Annotated in this window: 16 protein-coding genes and 1 pseudogene; 10 read left to right on the forward strand and 7 right to left on the reverse strand. The window is 72.0% G+C overall.

Going from position 1 to position 16371, the window contains the following annotated elements; all coding sequences use genetic code 11:
* Positions 1 to 122 precede the first annotated feature (122 nt).
* The 10 genes and pseudogenes from frr (at position 123) to IE273_RS45310 (ending at position 9577) form a co-directional block, all read left to right on the forward strand.
* Positions 123 to 680 carry a ribosome recycling factor gene (frr, locus tag IE273_RS32360; protein WP_014675285.1) on the forward strand — a complete coding sequence of 186 codons (558 nt, stop codon included), beginning with the start codon at positions 123 to 125 and terminating at the stop codon, positions 678 to 680.
* On the forward strand, positions 680 to 1825 hold the full coding sequence (locus IE273_RS32365) for a phosphatidate cytidylyltransferase (protein WP_189818708.1): 1146 nt from the start codon (positions 680 to 682) through the stop codon (positions 1823 to 1825). The genes frr and IE273_RS32365 overlap by 1 nt, the downstream gene beginning before the upstream one ends.
* A gap of 256 nt (positions 1826 to 2081) precedes the next feature.
* Complete coding sequence (locus IE273_RS32370) at positions 2082 to 3362, forward strand: cytochrome P450 (protein WP_189818709.1); 1281 nt, start codon at positions 2082 to 2084, stop codon at positions 3360 to 3362.
* A gap of 40 nt (positions 3363 to 3402) precedes the next feature.
* Positions 3403 to 3591: a hypothetical protein gene (locus IE273_RS32375; RefSeq protein ID WP_189818710.1), complete on the forward strand. Its 189-nt coding sequence runs from the start codon at positions 3403 to 3405 to the stop codon at positions 3589 to 3591.
* A 60-nt stretch (positions 3592 to 3651) separates the two neighbouring features.
* Positions 3652 to 4758: a dual-specificity RNA methyltransferase RlmN gene (gene rlmN / locus IE273_RS32380; protein ID WP_014675289.1), complete on the forward strand. Its 1107-nt coding sequence runs from the start codon at positions 3652 to 3654 to the stop codon at positions 4756 to 4758.
* Positions 4759 to 4969: 211 nt separating this feature from the next.
* Entirely contained in the window at positions 4970 to 6043 is a 1074-nt protein-coding gene (locus IE273_RS32385; protein ID WP_189818711.1) for a thiamine ABC transporter substrate-binding protein, read from the forward strand.
* Between the two features lie 89 nt (positions 6044 to 6132).
* Positions 6133 to 7734, forward strand: coding sequence for an ABC transporter permease (locus IE273_RS32390; protein WP_189818751.1), 1602 nt, complete (start codon positions 6133 to 6135; stop codon positions 7732 to 7734).
* A complete protein-coding gene (locus tag IE273_RS32395) occupies positions 7735 to 8754 on the forward strand; it encodes an ABC transporter ATP-binding protein (protein WP_189818712.1) in 1020 nt (339 codons plus the stop codon).
* A gap of 24 nt (positions 8755 to 8778) precedes the next feature.
* Positions 8779 to 9139: pseudogene (locus tag IE273_RS45305) on the forward strand (maleylpyruvate isomerase N-terminal domain-containing protein); the annotation flags it as partial.
* A gap of 141 nt (positions 9140 to 9280) precedes the next feature.
* Positions 9281 to 9577, forward strand: a complete 297-nt coding sequence (locus IE273_RS45310; protein ID WP_373309426.1) for a hypothetical protein — start codon at positions 9281 to 9283, stop codon at positions 9575 to 9577.
* A 62-nt stretch (positions 9578 to 9639) separates the two neighbouring features.
* Here IE273_RS45310 and IE273_RS32405 read toward each other — a convergent pair whose 3' ends face one another.
* The 7 genes from IE273_RS32405 to IE273_RS32435 form a co-directional block, all read right to left on the reverse strand.
* Positions 9640 to 10338 (reverse strand): LAETG motif-containing sortase-dependent surface protein, encoded by a 699-nt coding sequence (locus IE273_RS32405; protein WP_189818713.1) that lies wholly within the window; start codon positions 10336 to 10338, stop codon positions 9640 to 9642.
* 176 nt (positions 10339 to 10514) lie between these two features.
* Positions 10515 to 11639 (reverse strand): LOG family protein, encoded by a 1125-nt coding sequence (locus IE273_RS32410; RefSeq protein ID WP_189818714.1) that lies wholly within the window; start codon positions 11637 to 11639, stop codon positions 10515 to 10517.
* Positions 11640 to 11673: 34 nt separating this feature from the next.
* Positions 11674 to 12081: a VOC family protein gene (locus tag IE273_RS32415; RefSeq protein WP_189818752.1), complete on the reverse strand. Its 408-nt coding sequence runs from the start codon at positions 12079 to 12081 to the stop codon at positions 11674 to 11676.
* A 96-nt stretch (positions 12082 to 12177) separates the two neighbouring features.
* Positions 12178 to 13515, reverse strand: a complete 1338-nt coding sequence (locus IE273_RS32420; protein ID WP_189818715.1) for a hypothetical protein — start codon at positions 13513 to 13515, stop codon at positions 12178 to 12180.
* On the reverse strand, positions 13497 to 14237 hold the full coding sequence (locus IE273_RS32425) for an ABC transporter ATP-binding protein (RefSeq protein WP_189818716.1): 741 nt from the start codon (positions 14235 to 14237) through the stop codon (positions 13497 to 13499). The genes IE273_RS32420 and IE273_RS32425 overlap by 19 nt, the downstream gene beginning before the upstream one ends.
* A 191-nt stretch (positions 14238 to 14428) precedes the next feature.
* Positions 14429 to 15793: an aspartate aminotransferase family protein gene (locus tag IE273_RS32430; protein WP_189818717.1), complete on the reverse strand. Its 1365-nt coding sequence runs from the start codon at positions 15791 to 15793 to the stop codon at positions 14429 to 14431.
* 2 nt (positions 15794 to 15795) lie between these two features.
* Complete coding sequence (locus tag IE273_RS32435) at positions 15796 to 16317, reverse strand: Lrp/AsnC family transcriptional regulator (protein ID WP_189818718.1); 522 nt, start codon at positions 16315 to 16317, stop codon at positions 15796 to 15798.
* Positions 16318 to 16371: the final 54 nt, after the last annotated feature.

A 16371-nucleotide genomic window follows, 5' to 3' on the forward strand; every position in this document is an offset into this window, starting at 1 on the left:
CCGGGGGATGGACAATGTCCTGCCGGTCGGGAACCGTGCAGGAAGAAGACGCGACGCAGCCGGCCGCCGACCGAGTTCAGGAACCGCAGCCGGGCCTTACTCAAGACACGCAGGAGCAAGTGGTGATCGAAGAGACCCTCCTCGAAGCCGAGGAGAAGATGGAGAAGGCCGTCGTGGTCGCCAAGGAGGACTTCGCCGCGATCCGCACCGGCCGTGCGCACCCGGCGATGTTCAACAAGATCGTGGCCGACTACTACGGTGCCCCGACGCCGATCAACCAGCTGGCCTCGTTCTCCGTGCCGGAGCCGCGCATGGCGGTCGTGACCCCGTTCGACAAGAGCGCTCTGCGCAACATCGAGCAGGCCATCCGCGACTCCGACCTGGGCGTCAACCCCAGCAACGACGGCAACATCATCCGGGTGGTGTTCCCCGAGCTGACCGAGGAGCGCCGCCGCGAGTACATCAAGGTGGCCAAGGGCAAGGGCGAGGACGCCAAGGTCTCGATCCGCTCGGTGCGCCGCAAGGCCAAGGACGCCATCGACAAGCTGATCAAGGACGGCGAGGTCGGCGAGGACGAGGGCCGCCGCGCGGAGAAGGAACTCGACGACACCACGGCGAAGTACGTCGCCCAGGTGGACGAGCTCCTCAAGCACAAGGAAGCGGAGCTGCTCGAAGTCTGATGAGCGACTCTTCCTGGGGGGCGCCGCCAGCGGCGGGCCAGGCCGGGTACTGGGGGCCCACCGGCGGTGGGCCCGCCCAGCCTGTCCCGGGGGCCGGCCCGGCGGGTCCCGCATACGATGCGCCTGAGGCGCAGCAGACTCGCCCCATGTCCATCGTGCCCGACGCCCCCGCGTACGGCGGAGGAGACCAGGACGACGACCGGGGGGCCGCTCGACTGAGCGGCCCCTTGTTCCGAGACGAGACGTTCCAGGTCCGGGAACTCCCGGCCGAGACCCAGAACCCGGAGCCCATGCCCGACGTCCCGCAGCCGGCGCCAGCGCCGCAGAAGAAGAGCGCGGGCCGTGACCTGAGCGCGGCCATAGGCGTCGGCGTCGGGCTCGGTGTGGTGATCGTCGCGTCCCTGTTCATCGTCAAGGCCGTGTTCGTCGGCGTGATCGCGGTCGCCGTCGTCGTCGGCCTGTGGGAGCTGACCAGCAGGCTCCAGGAGCGCAAGGGCATCAAGGCGCCGCTGGTGCCGCTCGCGGTCGGCGGCGCGGCGATGGTCGTCGCCGGCTACGCGCGGGGGGCCGGGGGCGCGTGGGTCGCCATGGCGCTGACGGCGCTGGCCGCGCTGGTCTGGCGGATGACGGAGCCGCCGGAGAACTACCTCAGGGACGTCACGGCCGGCCTCTTCGCCGCGTTCTACGTGCCGTTCCTGGCCACGTTCGTCGCGATGATGCTCACCGCCGACGACGGTCCCTGGCGGGTGCTCACCTTCCTGCTCCTGACGGTCGTGAGCGACACCGGCGCCTACGCGGTCGGCTGGCGCTTCGGCAAGCACAAGCTCGCGCCGCGCATCAGCCCCGGCAAGACCCGCGAGGGGCTGCTGGGCGCGGTGCTGTTCGCGATGGTCGCCGGCGCGCTGTGCATGCAGTTCCTGATCGACGGCGGCATCTGGTGGCAGGGCCTGCTGCTGGGCCTCGCGGTCGCGGCCAGCGCCACGCTGGGCGACCTCGGCGAATCCATGATCAAGCGGGACCTGGGCATCAAGGACATGGGCACCTTGCTTCCCGGGCACGGCGGCATCATGGACCGGCTCGACTCGCTGCTGCCCACGGCGCCGGTGGTGTGGCTGCTGATGGTGATCTTCGTCGGCTCCACGTGAGCCGTACGGTACGTCTCTTCGGCCTCCGCCTCTGAACAGGGCGGGGGCCGTTGTCGTACCCGGACCACCCCGCCCCGCCGACTCGGACACCTCCGCCCCCCGACGCCGCAGCGGGCGTCGGCGGCCGGCGCCGTGCTCGGACACCTCCGCACCCGGATGCCGCAGCAGGAGTCGGCGGGTGGTGCCGACGCGCGGCAGACTCCCTCAGAGGACGGCCGTTCCACCGCCGCCCGGCGACGCAGCAGGGAGTGAGCCGATGCCCCTCGACCCGACGCCCGCCCCGTCCGACCCGGCCCTCGCCCCGTCCGACCCCGGCCCCGGCCAGGTCCCCACCCCGCCACCCCCGCCCATCCGGTTCTGGCCCGTCGAGGATCTGCCCGCGCTCGTTCCCGATCCGTTTCTGGACGTGCTGGCACGTGAGGAGCCGGTCGCGCGGATCAGGCTGCCGTACGGCGAGGGGTGCGCGTGGCTGGTCACACGGTACGAGGACGTCCGGTTCGTCACCTCGGACCCGCGCTTCTCCCGGGAACAGGTCGTCGGCCGCGCCGTCACCACCATGCGCCCGGTGCCGGTGGCCTCGCAGACGGCGGGCCTTCAGTACATCGATCCGCCCCGGCACACCCGGCTGCGGGGGGTAGTCGCCCGCGCGTTCACCGGGCCGAGCATGCGGCGGCTGCGACCGCTCGCGGAGCGCAGGGCCGAGGCCTTGCTCGACGGGATGGAACGCGCCGGCGCCCCGGCCGACCTCATGGAACACCTGCACGGCCCCTTCCCGATCGCCGTGCTCCGCGACTTCCTCGGCGTGGAGGAGGAGGACTGGCACCGCTGGGCCGCGACGGGCGAGGCCCTGCTGTCCGCGGGAGCCGATTCGGAGGAGCGGGCCAGGGAGGCGGCTCGGACCACCCGGGCCCGGATCACCGAACTGCTCCGAAGGCGCCGAGCGGACCCCCGCGACGATCTTGCGGGCGTGCTGGCGCGGGCCGCCGAGGCCGGCGAGATCACCGACGACGAGGCGGTCTCCCTCGCCATCGCCGTCCAGGTCAGCGGCGGCCACGCGGTCCGCAACAACAGCGGTTCGATGATGTACGCGCTGCTCACCCACCCCGGCCACCTCCACCGGCTGCGCCGCGAGCCGGAGTTGCTGCCCCGGGCCGTGGAGGAGCTGTTCCGCTACGTCCCGCACCGCAACGGCGTCGGCATCCCCCGCGTCGCCACGGAGGACGTGGAGGTCGGCGGCCGGCTGATCCGGGCCGGTGACGTCGTCTACAACGCCTACCTCGCCGCCAACCGCGACCCCGAGGTCTTCCCCGACCCGGACGCCCTGGACTTCGACCGCGACAACCTGGCCCACGTGGCCTTCGGGCACGGCCCGCACCACTGCCTGGCCGCCGTCATGGCCCGCATGGAGGCCGAGGTCATGATCGGCGCCGTACTCAATCGCTTCCCCGGCATCCGCCTGGCCGTGCCGCCCGAGGAGGTGGAGTTCCAACGGCGGGGGCTGATCCGCGGGCCGAGGACCCTGCCCGTGACGTGGTGACACGTCGCATGGCAAGGTACGCGGGAACACAGGGGGCAACATGATCTTTCTACTGCTCGGCGTCCTGGTGCTCGTCATCGGCGGCTGCGTGTGCGTGGTGTGGGCGGAGCGCGGCGGCCCGCGCTGGGTCAGGATCGTCGCGGCCCTCACGCGCGGCGCGGGCGAACTGGTGAGCAGCGCCCAGAAGAGCCGGAGCCGGAACCGGAGCGGGGACACCGACGGCGACTAGGAACGGCCGCGTCACACACCCGCCGGGCCACCCGTGTGGATCTGCGACACTGGTAAGACCATGCCCAAGCCCGGAGAACTCACTTTCGTCGCGCCGCGCGGAGCCAAGAAGCCGCCGCGGCATCTCGCCGACCTCACGCCCGCCGAGCGCAAGGACGCCGTGGCCGGGATCGGTGAGAAGCCGTTCCGTGCCAAGCAGCTCTCGCAGCACTACTTCGCGCGGTACGCGCACGACCCGGAGCAGTGGACCGACATCCCCGCCGGTTCCCGCGCCAAGCTCCAGGAGGCGCTGTTCCCGGAGCTGATGACCGTCGTCCGGCATCTGTCCACCGACCAGGGGACCACGCGCAAGACGCTGTGGCGGCTGTTCGACGGGACGCTGGTCGAGTCCGTGCTCATGCGGTACCCGGACCGGGTCACCATGTGCATCAGCTCGCAGGCCGGGTGCGGTATGAACTGCCCGTTCTGCGCGACCGGGCAGGCCGGGCTGGACCGGAACCTGTCCACCGCGGAGATCGTCCACCAGATCGTGGACGGCATGCGGGCGCTGCGGGACGGCGAGGTGCCCGGCGGGCCCGCGCGGCTGTCCAACATCGTCTTCATGGGGATGGGCGAGCCCCTCGCCAACTACAAGCGGGTCGTCGGCGCCATCCGGGCGCTCACCGACCCGGCCCCGGACGGCCTCGGTCTCTCGCAGCGCGGGATCACCGTCTCCACCGTCGGACTCGTGCCGGCCATCCACCGGTTCGCCGACGAGGGCCTCAAGTGTCGCCTCGCGATCTCGCTGCACGCCCCCGACGACGAACTGCGCGACACCCTCGTCCCCGTGAACACGCGGTGGAAGGTGCGCGAGGTGCTGGACGCCGGGTTCGAGTACACCGAGAAGTCCGGGCGCCGGCTGTCCATCGAGTACGCGCTCATCCGCGACATCAACGACCAGGCATGGCGGGGCGACAGGCTCGGGCGGCTGCTGAAGGGCAAGCCCGTGCACGTCAACCTCATCCCGCTGAACCCGACGCCGGGGTCGAAGTGGACCGCGTCGCGGCCGGAGGACGAGAAGGCGTTCGTGGAGGCCATCGCGGCGCACGGTGTGCCCGTCACCGTCCGGGACACCCGGGGACAGGAGATCGACGGGGCCTGCGGTCAGCTCGCGGCCACCGAGCGGTAATCTGACCCCGTCCACATATCTTCATATTCCGACAGGGGAGCGCCACAGCGCTGAGAGTGCGGCACCGGGCCGCAGACCCTCTGAACCTCGCCCAGGTCATTCTGGGTAGGAAGTTCGGTCATCACTCAAGCTGTTGCGCCCTGCCCGGGTCTCCCCAGCGGAGCCCGGGCAGGGCCGCGTCTCTTCCTGGCCCACCCCAGGAGGACATCCAGTGCACAACAAGACCTTCGTGGCCGTGGCGGTCGGGCTCGGCCTGATCGGCCTGTCCGCGTGCGGTACGTCGGACGCTCAGTCGTCCTCGGACTCCAAGACCGTCACGCTCGTCAGCCACGACTCGTGGGCCGTCTCCAAGAACGTGCTGAAGGACTTCGAGAAGCAGTCCGGGTACAAGGTCAGGGTCCTCAAGGACGGCGACGCCGGACAGGCCGTCAACAAGGCCGTGCTGACCAAGGACAACCCGCAGGGCGACGTCTTCTTCGGCGTCGACAACACCCTGCTGTCCAGGGCACTCGACAACGGGCTCTTCCAGCCGTACCAGGCCAAGGGGTACGACACGGTCCGGCCCGAGTTCCGCGTCGACCAGGACAAGCACCGCGTCACGCCCGTCGACACCGGCGACATCTGCGTCAACTACGACAAGGCCTGGTTCAGCGCGCACAAGCTGACGCCGCCGCGGTCCTTCGCCGACCTTGCCGAGCCCGCGTACAAGAACCTCCTCGTCACCGAGAACGCGGCCACCTCCTCGCCGGGCCTCGGCTTCCTGCTCGGCAGTGCCGCGCAGTTCGGCGACGGGGGCTGGCAGGGCTACTGGAAGAAGCTGAAGGCCAACGGCGTCAAGGTCGTCGACGGCTGGGAGCAGGCGTACTACCAGGAGTTCTCCGGCTCCTCCGAAGGCAGGAAGGCGGGCGGTGACCGGCCGCTCGTGGTGTCGTACGCCTCCTCCCCGCCCGCCGAGGTGATCTACGCCAAGAAGCGGCCGAGCACCGCCCCGACCGGGGTGGCGTACGGCACCTGCTTCCGGCAGACCGAGTACGCCGGGCTGCTGAGCAACGCGAAGAACACCAAGGGCGGCAAGGCGTTCCTCGACTTCCTGCTCACCAAGGAGTTCCAGCAGGACATGCCGCTGAACATGTTCGTCTACCCGGTCGTGGAGGGGGCCGCCGTCCCCGCCGACTTCACGAAGTACGGGCCGGCCGCCAAGGACCCCGAGACCGTGGCCCCGGACAAGATCGCCGCCAACCGCGACCAGTGGGTCAAGTCGTGGACGTCACTCGTACTGAAGTAGACAGAGCATCCGAAGGAGCCGAAGTGACCGGAGCGAGCGGCTCCCGGGCGACCGGCTCCCGGCGGGGAAACGCGACGCGGCTCGGCCTCATGGCCCTGCCCGTCGGGTTCTTCGCGCTGTTCTTCGCCTGGCCCGTGGCCGCGATCGTCGCGCGCGGGCTGAAGACGGACGGCGCCTGGCACCTCGGGCGGATCGCGGAAATCGTCACCCAGCCGGACATCCGGCACGTGCTGTGGTTCACCACCTGGCAGGCGCTCGCCTCCACCGCGCTCACCCTGCTGCTCGCCCTGCCTGCCGGTTACGTCTTCGCCCGCCTCGACTTCCCGGGCAAGCACCTGCTGCGGGCCGTCGTCACCGTCCCGTTCGTGCTGCCGACCGTCGTCGCGGGCAGCGCCTTCCTCGCGCTGGTCGGCCGGGGCGGGCTGCTGGACGAGCTGTGGGGGGTACGGCTGGACACCACGGTGTGGGCGATCCTGCTGGCCCATGTCTTCTTCAACTTCGCGGTCGTCGTGCGAACCGTGGGCGGGCTGTGGGCGCAGCTCGACCCCCGGCAGGAGGAGGCCGCCCGGATGCTGGGCGCCTCCCCGCTGACGGCCTGGCGGAAGGTCACCCTGCCCGCGCTCGCGCCCGCCGTGGCCGCCGCCGCCCTGATGGTGTTCCTGTTCACCTTCACCTCCTTCGGTGTGGTGCAGATCCTCGGCGGCCCCACCTTCTCCACCCTCGAAGTGGAGATCTACCGGCAGACCTCGGAGGTCTTCGACCTGTCCACGGCCGCCGTCCTCACCCTGGTCCAGTTCGCGGCGGTCGGCGCGGTCCTCGCCGTGCACGCCTGGACGGTACGGCGCCGGGAGACCGCGCTGCGGCTCGTGGACCCGAAGGCGACCGCCCGGCGCCCGCGCGGCGCCGGACAGTGGACCCTGCTCGCCTCGGTCCTCGTCGTCGTCGCGCTGCTGCTGGTCCTGCCGCTCGCCGTCCTCGTCCGCCGCTCCCTGGACGCGCCCGGCCTGGGCTACTACCGGGCGCTGACCCACGCGGACGGCGGTACGTTCCTGGTGGCGCCCGTGCACGCGGTGTGGACCTCGCTGGAGTACGCGGTCGCGGCCACCGCCATCGCCGTGGTGATCGGTGGTCTCGCCGCCGCCGCGCTGGCCCGGCGGGACGCGGGACGGCTGGTGCGGGGCTTCGACGCGCTGTTGATGCTGCCGCTCGGCGTCTCCGCCGTGACCGTCGGCTTCGGCTTCCTGATCGCGCTCGACAAGCCGCCGCTGGACCTGCGCCAGTCCTGGATCCTGGTGCCGCTCGCCCAGGCACTGGTCGGCGCCCCGTTCGTCGTACGGACCATGCTGCCCGTGCTGCGCGCGGTGGACGTCCGGCTCAGGGAGGCGGCGGCCGTGCTGGGCGCGTCGCCCTGGCGGGTGTGGCGGGAGGTGGATCTGCCGCTGGTGCGGCGGGCGTTGCTGGTCGCGGCCGGGTTCGCGTTCGCCGTGTCGCTCGGCGAGTTCGGGGCCACCGTGTTCATCGCCCGGCCCGACAACCCGACGCTCCCGGTCGCGGTGGCCCGCCTGCTCAGCCGTCCCGGCGACCTCAACTACGGCCAGGCGATGGCCCTTTCAACGATTCTCATGGTGGTGTGCGCCGCCGCGCTGCTCATCCTGGAGCGGCTGCGGACCGACCGGACGGGGGAGTTCTAGATGCTGCTGAGCCTGGATGCCGCGACCGTGCGCTTCGGCGGGCGGGCCGTGCTCGACACCGTCGGCCTCGATGTCGCCGAGCACGAGGTGGTGTGCGTCCTCGGCCCCAGCGGCAGCGGCAAGTCCACGCTGCTGCGGGCCGTGGCCGGGCTCCAGCCCCTGTCCGGCGGGCGCGTCCTGCTCGACGGCCGGAACCAGACGGGCGTACCCGCGCACCAGCGGGGTGTCGGACTGATGTTCCAGGACCACCAGTTGTTCCCGCAGCGGGACGTCGGCGCGAACGTGGCGTTCGGGCTGCGCATGCACGGCGTCGCCAAGGGCGAACGGGACGTCGAGGTGGGCCGGTTGCTGGAGCTGGTCGGGCTGCCCGGCGCCGCCCGGCGGGCGGTGGCCTCGCTGTCCGGCGGCGAGCAGCAGCGCGTGGCCCTCGCCCGGGCGCTCGCGCCCCGGCCCCGGCTGCTGATGCTGGACGAGCCGCTGGGCCAGCTGGACCGCTCCCTGCGGGAGCGGCTGGTGGTCGAACTGAGCGAGCTGTTCGGCCGGTTGGGGACGACCGTGCTCGCCGTGACCCACGACCAGGGAGAGGCGTTCGCGCTGGCCGACCGGGTGGTGGTGATGCGGGACGGGCGCATCGCCCAGTCCGGGACGCCGCTTGAGGTGTGGCAGCGGCCCGCCGACGCGTTCGTGGCCCGCTTCCTCGGCTTCGAGAACGTGGTCCCGGCGACCGTCGCCGGCACGGTCGCCGACAGCCCGTGGGGCAAGCTGCCGGTGCCCGAGGGCTCCGCGCAGGGCCACCGCACGGTCCTCGTCCGCCCGGCCGGTGTCCGGCTCGTGCCCGCCGACCAGGGCCTGGCGTGCACGGTGACCGCCCGCACCTTCAAGGGCACCCATGTGGCCGTCCACCTCCAGCCGGCGGACGGCCCGCGACTGGAGGCGGCCTGCCCGCTCCGGGACGCGCCGGAGCCCGGCGCGTCGGTCGGTGTGGAGTTCGACGTGGCCGAAACCGTCGTGCTCGACTGATCGACGCGCCCCTAGGGTGAGGCCATGCCTTTGCTCACGCATGACCGTTACTGTGACGAAATCGCCCAGCAGGTCGAGCAGTTGAGAGCAGTGGTGACCTCGGGCGCCGACCTGTCCGCCACCGTGCCGACCTGCCCCGACTGGTCGCTGGAAGACCTCGTACGCCATACGGGGGGCGCCCTGCGCTGGGTGGACGCCCTGGTGCGCACCCCGGCGGCAGGAGAACATCCCGCCGGAGGAGGTGCCGCTGGGCGCCGGTCCGCGGGAGCGCGGGGACGCGGCGGCCCTGGACCGGTGGCTCGCCGACACCGGCGGCCTGGTCGTCGGCGCGCTGCGCGAGGCCGGCCCCGACACCGGGGTGTGGCCGTGGTCCGGGGTGCTGAACGCCGGCTTCTGGGCCCGCCGCACGGCCTGCGAGATCACCGTGCACCGGGCCGACGCCGCGCTCGCCGCCGGGCTCCCCTACGAGGTGGCGCCGGACATCGCGGCGGACGCGCTGGACGAGTGGCTCCAGCTCGTGGAGTGGGTGCAGGGCAACACGCCCCACGAGGCGGCACGGGATCTGCGCGGCCCGCGGCGCTCGATCCATCTGCACGCCACCGACACCGGCCCGGCCCTGAACGCCGAGTGGATCGTCGACCTGGGCGGGGAGGGGATGAGCTGGCGGCGCGGGCACGAGAAGGCCACGGTCGCCCTGCGCGGCCCGCTCACCTCGGTGCTGCTCGCCTTCTACCGCCGGCTGCCGCTGGACGCGCCCGGCCTGGAGGTGCTCGGCGACCGCGAGGTGCTGGAGTTCTGGCTGGAGCGGACCTCGTTCGGCTGACGCACCCCGGCCCGTCCCCCTGGGCACAGGGGGACGGGCCGGGACGCGGTACGGCGGTGCGGTCAGCCGTTGCGGCCGGCCCCACGGCGGCGCATGCCGAACCACACGGCGCTACCGCCGACGACGACCAGGAGGGCCGCGACGCCGGCTATCAGACCGGTGTTGGAGTTCGCACCGGTCTCGGCGAGGTTGGACTCACCGGCCGCCGGGGACGGCGCGTTCTCGGCGGTGCCGGCCGGGGCGGAGCTCGACCCGGAGGCCGACGGGGCCGGGGTCGCCGGCTGGGCCGGGGCGGACTTGCTCGGCGACGACGACGGCGACGGCGACAGGGTCGTGCCGGCCGTCGGCTTCGGGGTCTCGCTCTCGGTCGTGCAGGCGGTGGACGGGGTCACCAGGTCCGGCTGGATGTCCTCGTCGACGATGGTGCCGGCCTTGACGTGGATCCGGTAGGTGGCGCTCGGCTTCCAGTCCTCCAAGAAGGTGATCGAGGCACCCTCCTTGGAACCCTTGACCGGCTGCTCGCCGACCTTCGTCTCGACGCCGCCGACGCCCTTGAGGAAGACGCTGACGGTGGCGTCCTTGGCGGACGCGTCCGTGTCGGTGACGACGATGACGCCCTTGTCGCCGTCGCACTTGGCTTCGGCGGAGAAGTCCTTGATGTTGCACGCGAGAGCGGAGCCGGCCAGTCCCAGCACCAGCGCCGCCGACCCGGAGGCGACACCCAGAACGCGCACGGAACGACGTACGCTACGCGGAGTCATGGACAACGTTTGTCCTTTACAGAGTGCAATTGCGGGGGGTTGAGGGGGAGTTGGGGCGTCGGATGAGGCACGGACAGCTGAGGCCCCAGCAACCCCGGGAGGCTCCCAGGTTTATAAGCGCTCCATAAGAAGTGTCAACGCACGGGCCATGAACGGCCGTTGACTTTGCCCGCTTATTAACCGCCCAGACGTTTGAGCGCGTCCGGAGCCTGCTCGATCCGGTCAACGAGGGCGATACGGGACTCCATCGCCCGCCCCCGCGCCAGCGACCGGAGCAACGGCCAGGCCGGCAGCTCCCGCGTCCAGTGCCCGCTGTCCACGAGCACCATCGGGGTCGGCTCGCCGCGCGACTCGTAGTAGTTGGGCGTCGCGTTGTCGAAGACCTCCTGCACGGTCCCGGCGGCGCCCGGCAGGAAGACCACCCCGGCGGTGGAGCGGGCCAGCAGGCCGTCCTCGCGGGTGGCGTTGGCGAAGTACTTGGCGATGTGCGCGGCGAAGGCGTTCGGCGGCTCGTGGCCGTAGAACCAGGTGGGGATGCCCACCGAGTCGCCGCCGCCCGGCCAGCGCTCGCGCACCTCGAACGCGGCGCGCGCCCACTCGCCGACCGACGGCCGGAACGAGGGTGCCTTGGCGAGCAGCCGGAGCGCGTCCTCCAGCATCTCGTCGGCGAACGGGGCGGCGTAGGCGCCGAGGTTGGCGGCCTCCATCGCGCCCGGTCCGCCGCCGGTGGCGACCGTGTAACCGGCGCGGGCGAGTTCGCGGCCGAGCCGGGCGGCACCGGCGTACGCGTCGGTCCCCCGGGCCATCGCGTGACCGCCCATCACGCCCACCACCCGGGCGCCGGTGAGGAGTTCGTCCAGGGCGTCGGAGACGGCGTCGTCGTGGATCGCGCGGAGCATCGAGGAGAAGACGTCGCCGTCGGCCTTCGTCCGCTGGAACCAGGCGTAGGCGCGCGCGTCCGGCGTCACCTCGTACCCCGCGTCCAGCGACTCGAACAGCTCGTCGGGTGTGTAGAGGAAGGCGCGGTACGGGTCGAACGGGAGCCCGGGTACAGGCGGGAACACCAGGGCCCCGGCCGCCCGGACCCGGGCGGCGGCCTCGGGGTCCATCGGGCAGCCGAGGAAGACGGCGCCCGTGGTGTCGAGGCGGAGCAGGACGTCCGTACGGCTGGTCAGGTCGACGGCCTGGACCCGGAACCGGGCCAGCGAGCCGTGTTCGGCGACCACCTCGTCGAACTCGGCGAGGGACTGTATCTCGCGGTCGTGGGCGGCGCGGTGCGGCGGGGCGGGTGTCGGTTGCACCCGCCCATGCTGGCACGGATGTTCGGACCGCGGGTCAGCCCTGGACGGCCGCCGGGTCCATCCACACGACCTCCCAGGTGTGGCCGTCGAGGTCGTCGAAGGCGCGGCCGTACATGAAGCCGTGGTCCTGGGTCTGGCCGCTCGCCGTGCCACCGGCGGCGATGGCCTTGTCGACCAGCTCGTCCACCTTCTCGCGGCTCTCGGCGCTCAGACAGATCAGCACCTCGCTGGTCGTCGTCGCGTCGGCGATCTCCTTCTTGGTGAAGGTCGCGTAGAACGGCTTGGTCAGCAGCATCGCGACGATGCTGTCGCTGATCACCACGGAGGCCGCCTTGTCGTCGCTGAACTGCGGGTTGATCGAGTAGCCGAGTTCCGTGAAGAACTTCTTCGAGGCGTCCAGGTCGTTCACGGGCAGGTTCACGAAGATCATCTGCTGGTACATGCGGGCCTCTTCCGTCCGGGTCGTGCGCGGTTCGTCGCGTTCGGTGGGTAGACCGGCGGCCCGCGTCGGACTCATCGGCGACCGCCGAAGTTTTTTTCAGCTCAGCGGCAGCGCCGACAGCGCGGCGATCCCGAGGGTGAGCGGGCCGAACAGGGCCAGCAGGGCGGCGGCGCGGAGGACGGCGGCGCCACGCAGCATCGCGGCGGGCGCGCCGAGGCGGAGCAGCGCGGCGACGGTGTCGGCGCGGCACTGGCGGGCCTCCACGGCCGCGGTGAGGAGGGTGGCGAGCGTGGAGCCGGCGACGACGAGCGCGCCGAGGGCGGACAGCGGGCCGAAGGCGGGGGCCGGGCCGGCGCCGTCGTACAGGGCGGTCATGGCGTAGCCGGCGGAGGCCACCGCGCAGACCACGCCCAGCGGGCGGCCGATCCGGGCGGCCTCCGCCATGAGCACCCGGCCGGCGAGCAGCCTCAGTGCCCCCGGGCGGGTGGACTGGAGGAGCCGCCCGCACAGGTGGGTGAGGCCGGGGGTGGCGAGGACGAGACCGGTGGCGGTGAGGAGCCAGCCGAGGAGCACGGCGAGGGAGGGCGCGGGGGTGGAGCGGCCGGCGTAGGCCTGTACGGCCAGTCCGGCGGTGACGAGGGCCACCCCCCAGGGGAGGCCGACGGGGGGCTGGACCTCGGTGTCCGGCGCCGGCGCGGGGGACTCGGGGCCGGCTCCGGCACCCGGTGCCGACGCGTCGGCGTCCACGCCGGTCGCCCCGGCGGTACGACCGCCCGCGGTACGCGAGTCCGCCGTGGCCGGTGCCCGCGATCCCGCTGCCCGTCCCCTGAAGCGTCCCGCCGTCCCGAACGTCTCCTTCCTCGGCGACGACCCGTACGCCCCGAAGCGGCCGAAGCCGCGGCCGGTCCGGGGCGGGGGGACCGGGTCCCTCGGGCGCAGGGCCAGGGCCACCGCCGTGGTCGCCGTGGCCGGGAGCAGGGCGAGGAGGGTCAGGGTCGCCGGGAGCGGGAGGGAGCGGTCCGCCGCCAGGACGTCCGCCGCCGCGCCGTCGAACGGCATGCCCGTCAGGTCGCCGCGCAGGTGGAGGAAGACCAGCAGCGCCAGCAGCGAGCCCAGGGTGCAGGACAGGGCCGTCGTCAGCGCGGAGACGGCCATGAGGCGGGCCGGGCCCAGGCCCACGGCGGACAGGCCGGGGCGCGGCCGGGTGCCGGGGTCGGTGCGGGCGACCGCGAGCGCGAGGTACACCGTGGCGGCGAGCGGCACCGCGCACCAGGCCAGGCGCAGCGCGGAGGCGGTCGCGGCCTCCGGGTGGTTCAGGGCGTGGCCGAGGCTGGACAGCAGCAGGAAACCGGTGCCCGCCGAGGCCGCGGCCACCAGCAGGCGGCGCAGCTGGACGGCGGGCCGGGCGGCACGGGTCAGACGGAGAGCGAGCACGCGGCCCGGCCTTCCGTGTCGGGGCTGTCCGGCAGGTGCACGGTATGCACGCGCCGCCCGTCCAGCAGGGCCACCGTACGGTCGGCGAGCGCGGCGGTCTCGGCGTCGTGGGTGGCGAGGACGACCGTGATGCCGTGCGAGCGGGCCGCCGCGGTGAGCGTGCGCAGGACGTGGGCGCGGTCGGCGCGGTGCAGCGGGGCCGTGGGCTCGTCGGCGAAGAGGACCGTGGGTCCGGGGGCGAGCGCGCGGGCGATGGCGACGCGCTGGCGTTCGGCGTGCTGGAGGTCGCGGGGGCGGCTGCGGGCCTTCTCGCCGACGTCCAGCCGCTCCAGCCACTCCAGCGCGGCCACCTTGGCCCGGCGGCGACCGGCGCCGCGCAGCATCAGCGGGAGCGCGGCGTTCTCCCAGACGTTCAGCTCGGGGACCAGGAACGGCTCCGGGTCGATCCACCCGAAGCGGTCCCGGCGCAGCCGCTCGCGGGCCATCGGGCCGAGCGTGTGCACGGGGGAGCTGTTGAACCACACCTCGCCGCACCGCACCGGCTCCAGGCCGGACAGGCAGCGCAGCAGGGTCGTCTTGCCGCTGCCGCGCGGGCCGCTGACGGCGAGGATCTCGCCCTGCCGCACGCCGAGCGTGACCCCGGCGAGTCCGGGGGAGCCGTCGCGGTGGCTGAAGTGCAGGGAGCGTGCCCAGAGCACGTCGTTGTCCGGCGGAGCCTCCATGGGCGTACACCTCGGTTCAGATCCGTTTTCCCGTGCCTGTTCCCCCGTCCGGGGGAACGAAGGCTGGGCTGATCGGTCACTGGCACGCTAGGCAGGTCCCGGACGGGAGCCCGGACAGCACACGGCCCCGGGCCGCCGTTCTCACTCGAACGGAGGGCACCGGGGCCGGGGTCGGTCATCCCGTCGGATGATCAGAGCTTGGTCCACGCCTCCGTGAGGGTGGCCCGCAGGATCTGCTCGATCTCGTCGAAGGTCCCCTGGTCGGAGATCAGCGGCGGGGCGAGCTGGACGACCGGGTCGCCGCGGTCGTCGGCACGGCAGTACAGGCCGTTGTCGAACAGCGCCTTGGAGAGGAAGCCGTACAGGACGCGCTCGGTCTCCTCCTCGTTGAAGGACTCCTTGGTGTTCTTGTCCTTCACCAGCTCGATGCCGTAGAAGAAGCCGTTGCCGCGGACGTCGCCGACGATCGGCAGGTCGTGCAGCTTCTGGAGCGTGGAGAGGAAGGCGCCCTCGTTGTCGAGGACGTGCTGGTTCAGCTTCTCCTTCTCGAACAGGTCGAGGTTGGCGAGGCCGACCGCAGCGGAGACCGGGTGACCACCGAAGGTGTAGCCGTGCAGGAAGGTGTTGTCGCCCTTGTAGAACGGCTCGGCGAGCCGGTCGGAGACGATGCACGCGCCGATCGGGGAGTAGCCCGAGGTCATGCCCTTGGCGCAGGTGATCATGTCCGGGACGTAGCCGAACTTGTCGCAGGCGAACGTCGTGCCGAGGCGGCCGAAGGCGCAGATGACCTCGTCCGACACGAGCAGCACGTCGTACTGGTCGCAGATCTCGCGCACGCGCTGGAAGTAGCCGGGGGGCGGCGGGAAGCAGCCGCCGGCGTTCTGCACCGGCTCCAGGAAGACCGCGGCGACGGTGTCCGGGCCCTCGAAGAGGATCTGCTGCTCGATCTGGTCGGCGGCCCAGCGGCCGAAGGCCTCGGGGTCGTCGCCGAAGAGCGGGGCGCGGTAGATGTTGGTGTTCGGCACCTTGTGCGCGCCCGGCACCAGCGGCTCGAAGGGGGCCTTCAGGCCCGGCAGGCCGGTGATGGACAGGGCGCCCTGCGGGGTGCCGTGGTAGGCGACCGCGCGGGAGATGACCTTGTACTTGGTGGGCTTGCCGGTCAGCTTGAAGTACTGCTTGGCGAGCTTCCAGGCGGTCTCGACGGCCTCGCCGCCGCCGGTGGTGAAGAAGACCTTGTTCAGGTCGCCCGGGGCCTCGTTGGCCAGGCGCTCGGCCAGCTCGACGGCCTTGGGGTGGGCGTAGGACCACACCGGGAAGAAGGCGAGCTCCTGGGCCTGCCGGGCGGCGGTCTCGGCGAGTTCCGTGCGGCCGTGGCCGGCCTGGACCACGAACAGACCCGCGAGACCGTCGAGGTAGCGCTTGCCCTTGTCGTCGTAGATGTAGGTGCCCTCGCCCCGGACGATCGTCGGGACGGGGGAGTTCTCGTACGAGGACATGCGGGTGAAGTGCATCCACAGGTGGTCGTACGCGGACTTGCTGAGGTCCTTTGTGCTCACGGTTATCGGGTTCCCCACATGTAGGTCTGCTTCTTGAGCTTGAGGTAGACGAAGCTCTCGGTGGAGCGCACGCCGGGCAGGGCCCGGATGCGTTTGTTGATGACGTCCAGCAGGTGGTCGTCGTCCTCGCAGACGATCTCGGCGAGGATGTCGAACGAGCCCGCGGTCATCACCACGTACTCGACTTCCGACATGTCAGTCAGCGCGTCCGCGATCTTCTCGACATCGCCCTCGGCGTTGATGCCGACCATCGCCTGCCGGCGGAAGCCCACGGTGAGCGGGTCCGTGACGGCGACGATCTGCATCACGCCCTGGTCCAGAAGCTTCTGCACGCGCTGGCGCACGGCCGCCTCGGACAGACCGACGGCCTTGCCGATCGCGGCGTACGGCCGGCGGCCGTCCTCCTGGAGCTGCTGGATGATGGCGAGGGAGACGGCGTCCAGCTGGGGACTGCCGCCGTTCCTGGACTCGCGGGACGAGTCCCTCTGGTCTGCGCTTCGACTGGCCACGGCCTCACTGTGCACGACGTCTCGACAGTTTCGCAAGGCCCGATCGATGAAATTCGTTGTTTACGAGAC

Source organism: Streptomyces olivaceoviridis (assembly GCF_014650115.1).
Taxonomy (GTDB): Bacteria; Actinomycetota; Actinomycetes; order Streptomycetales; family Streptomycetaceae; genus Streptomyces; species Streptomyces olivaceoviridis.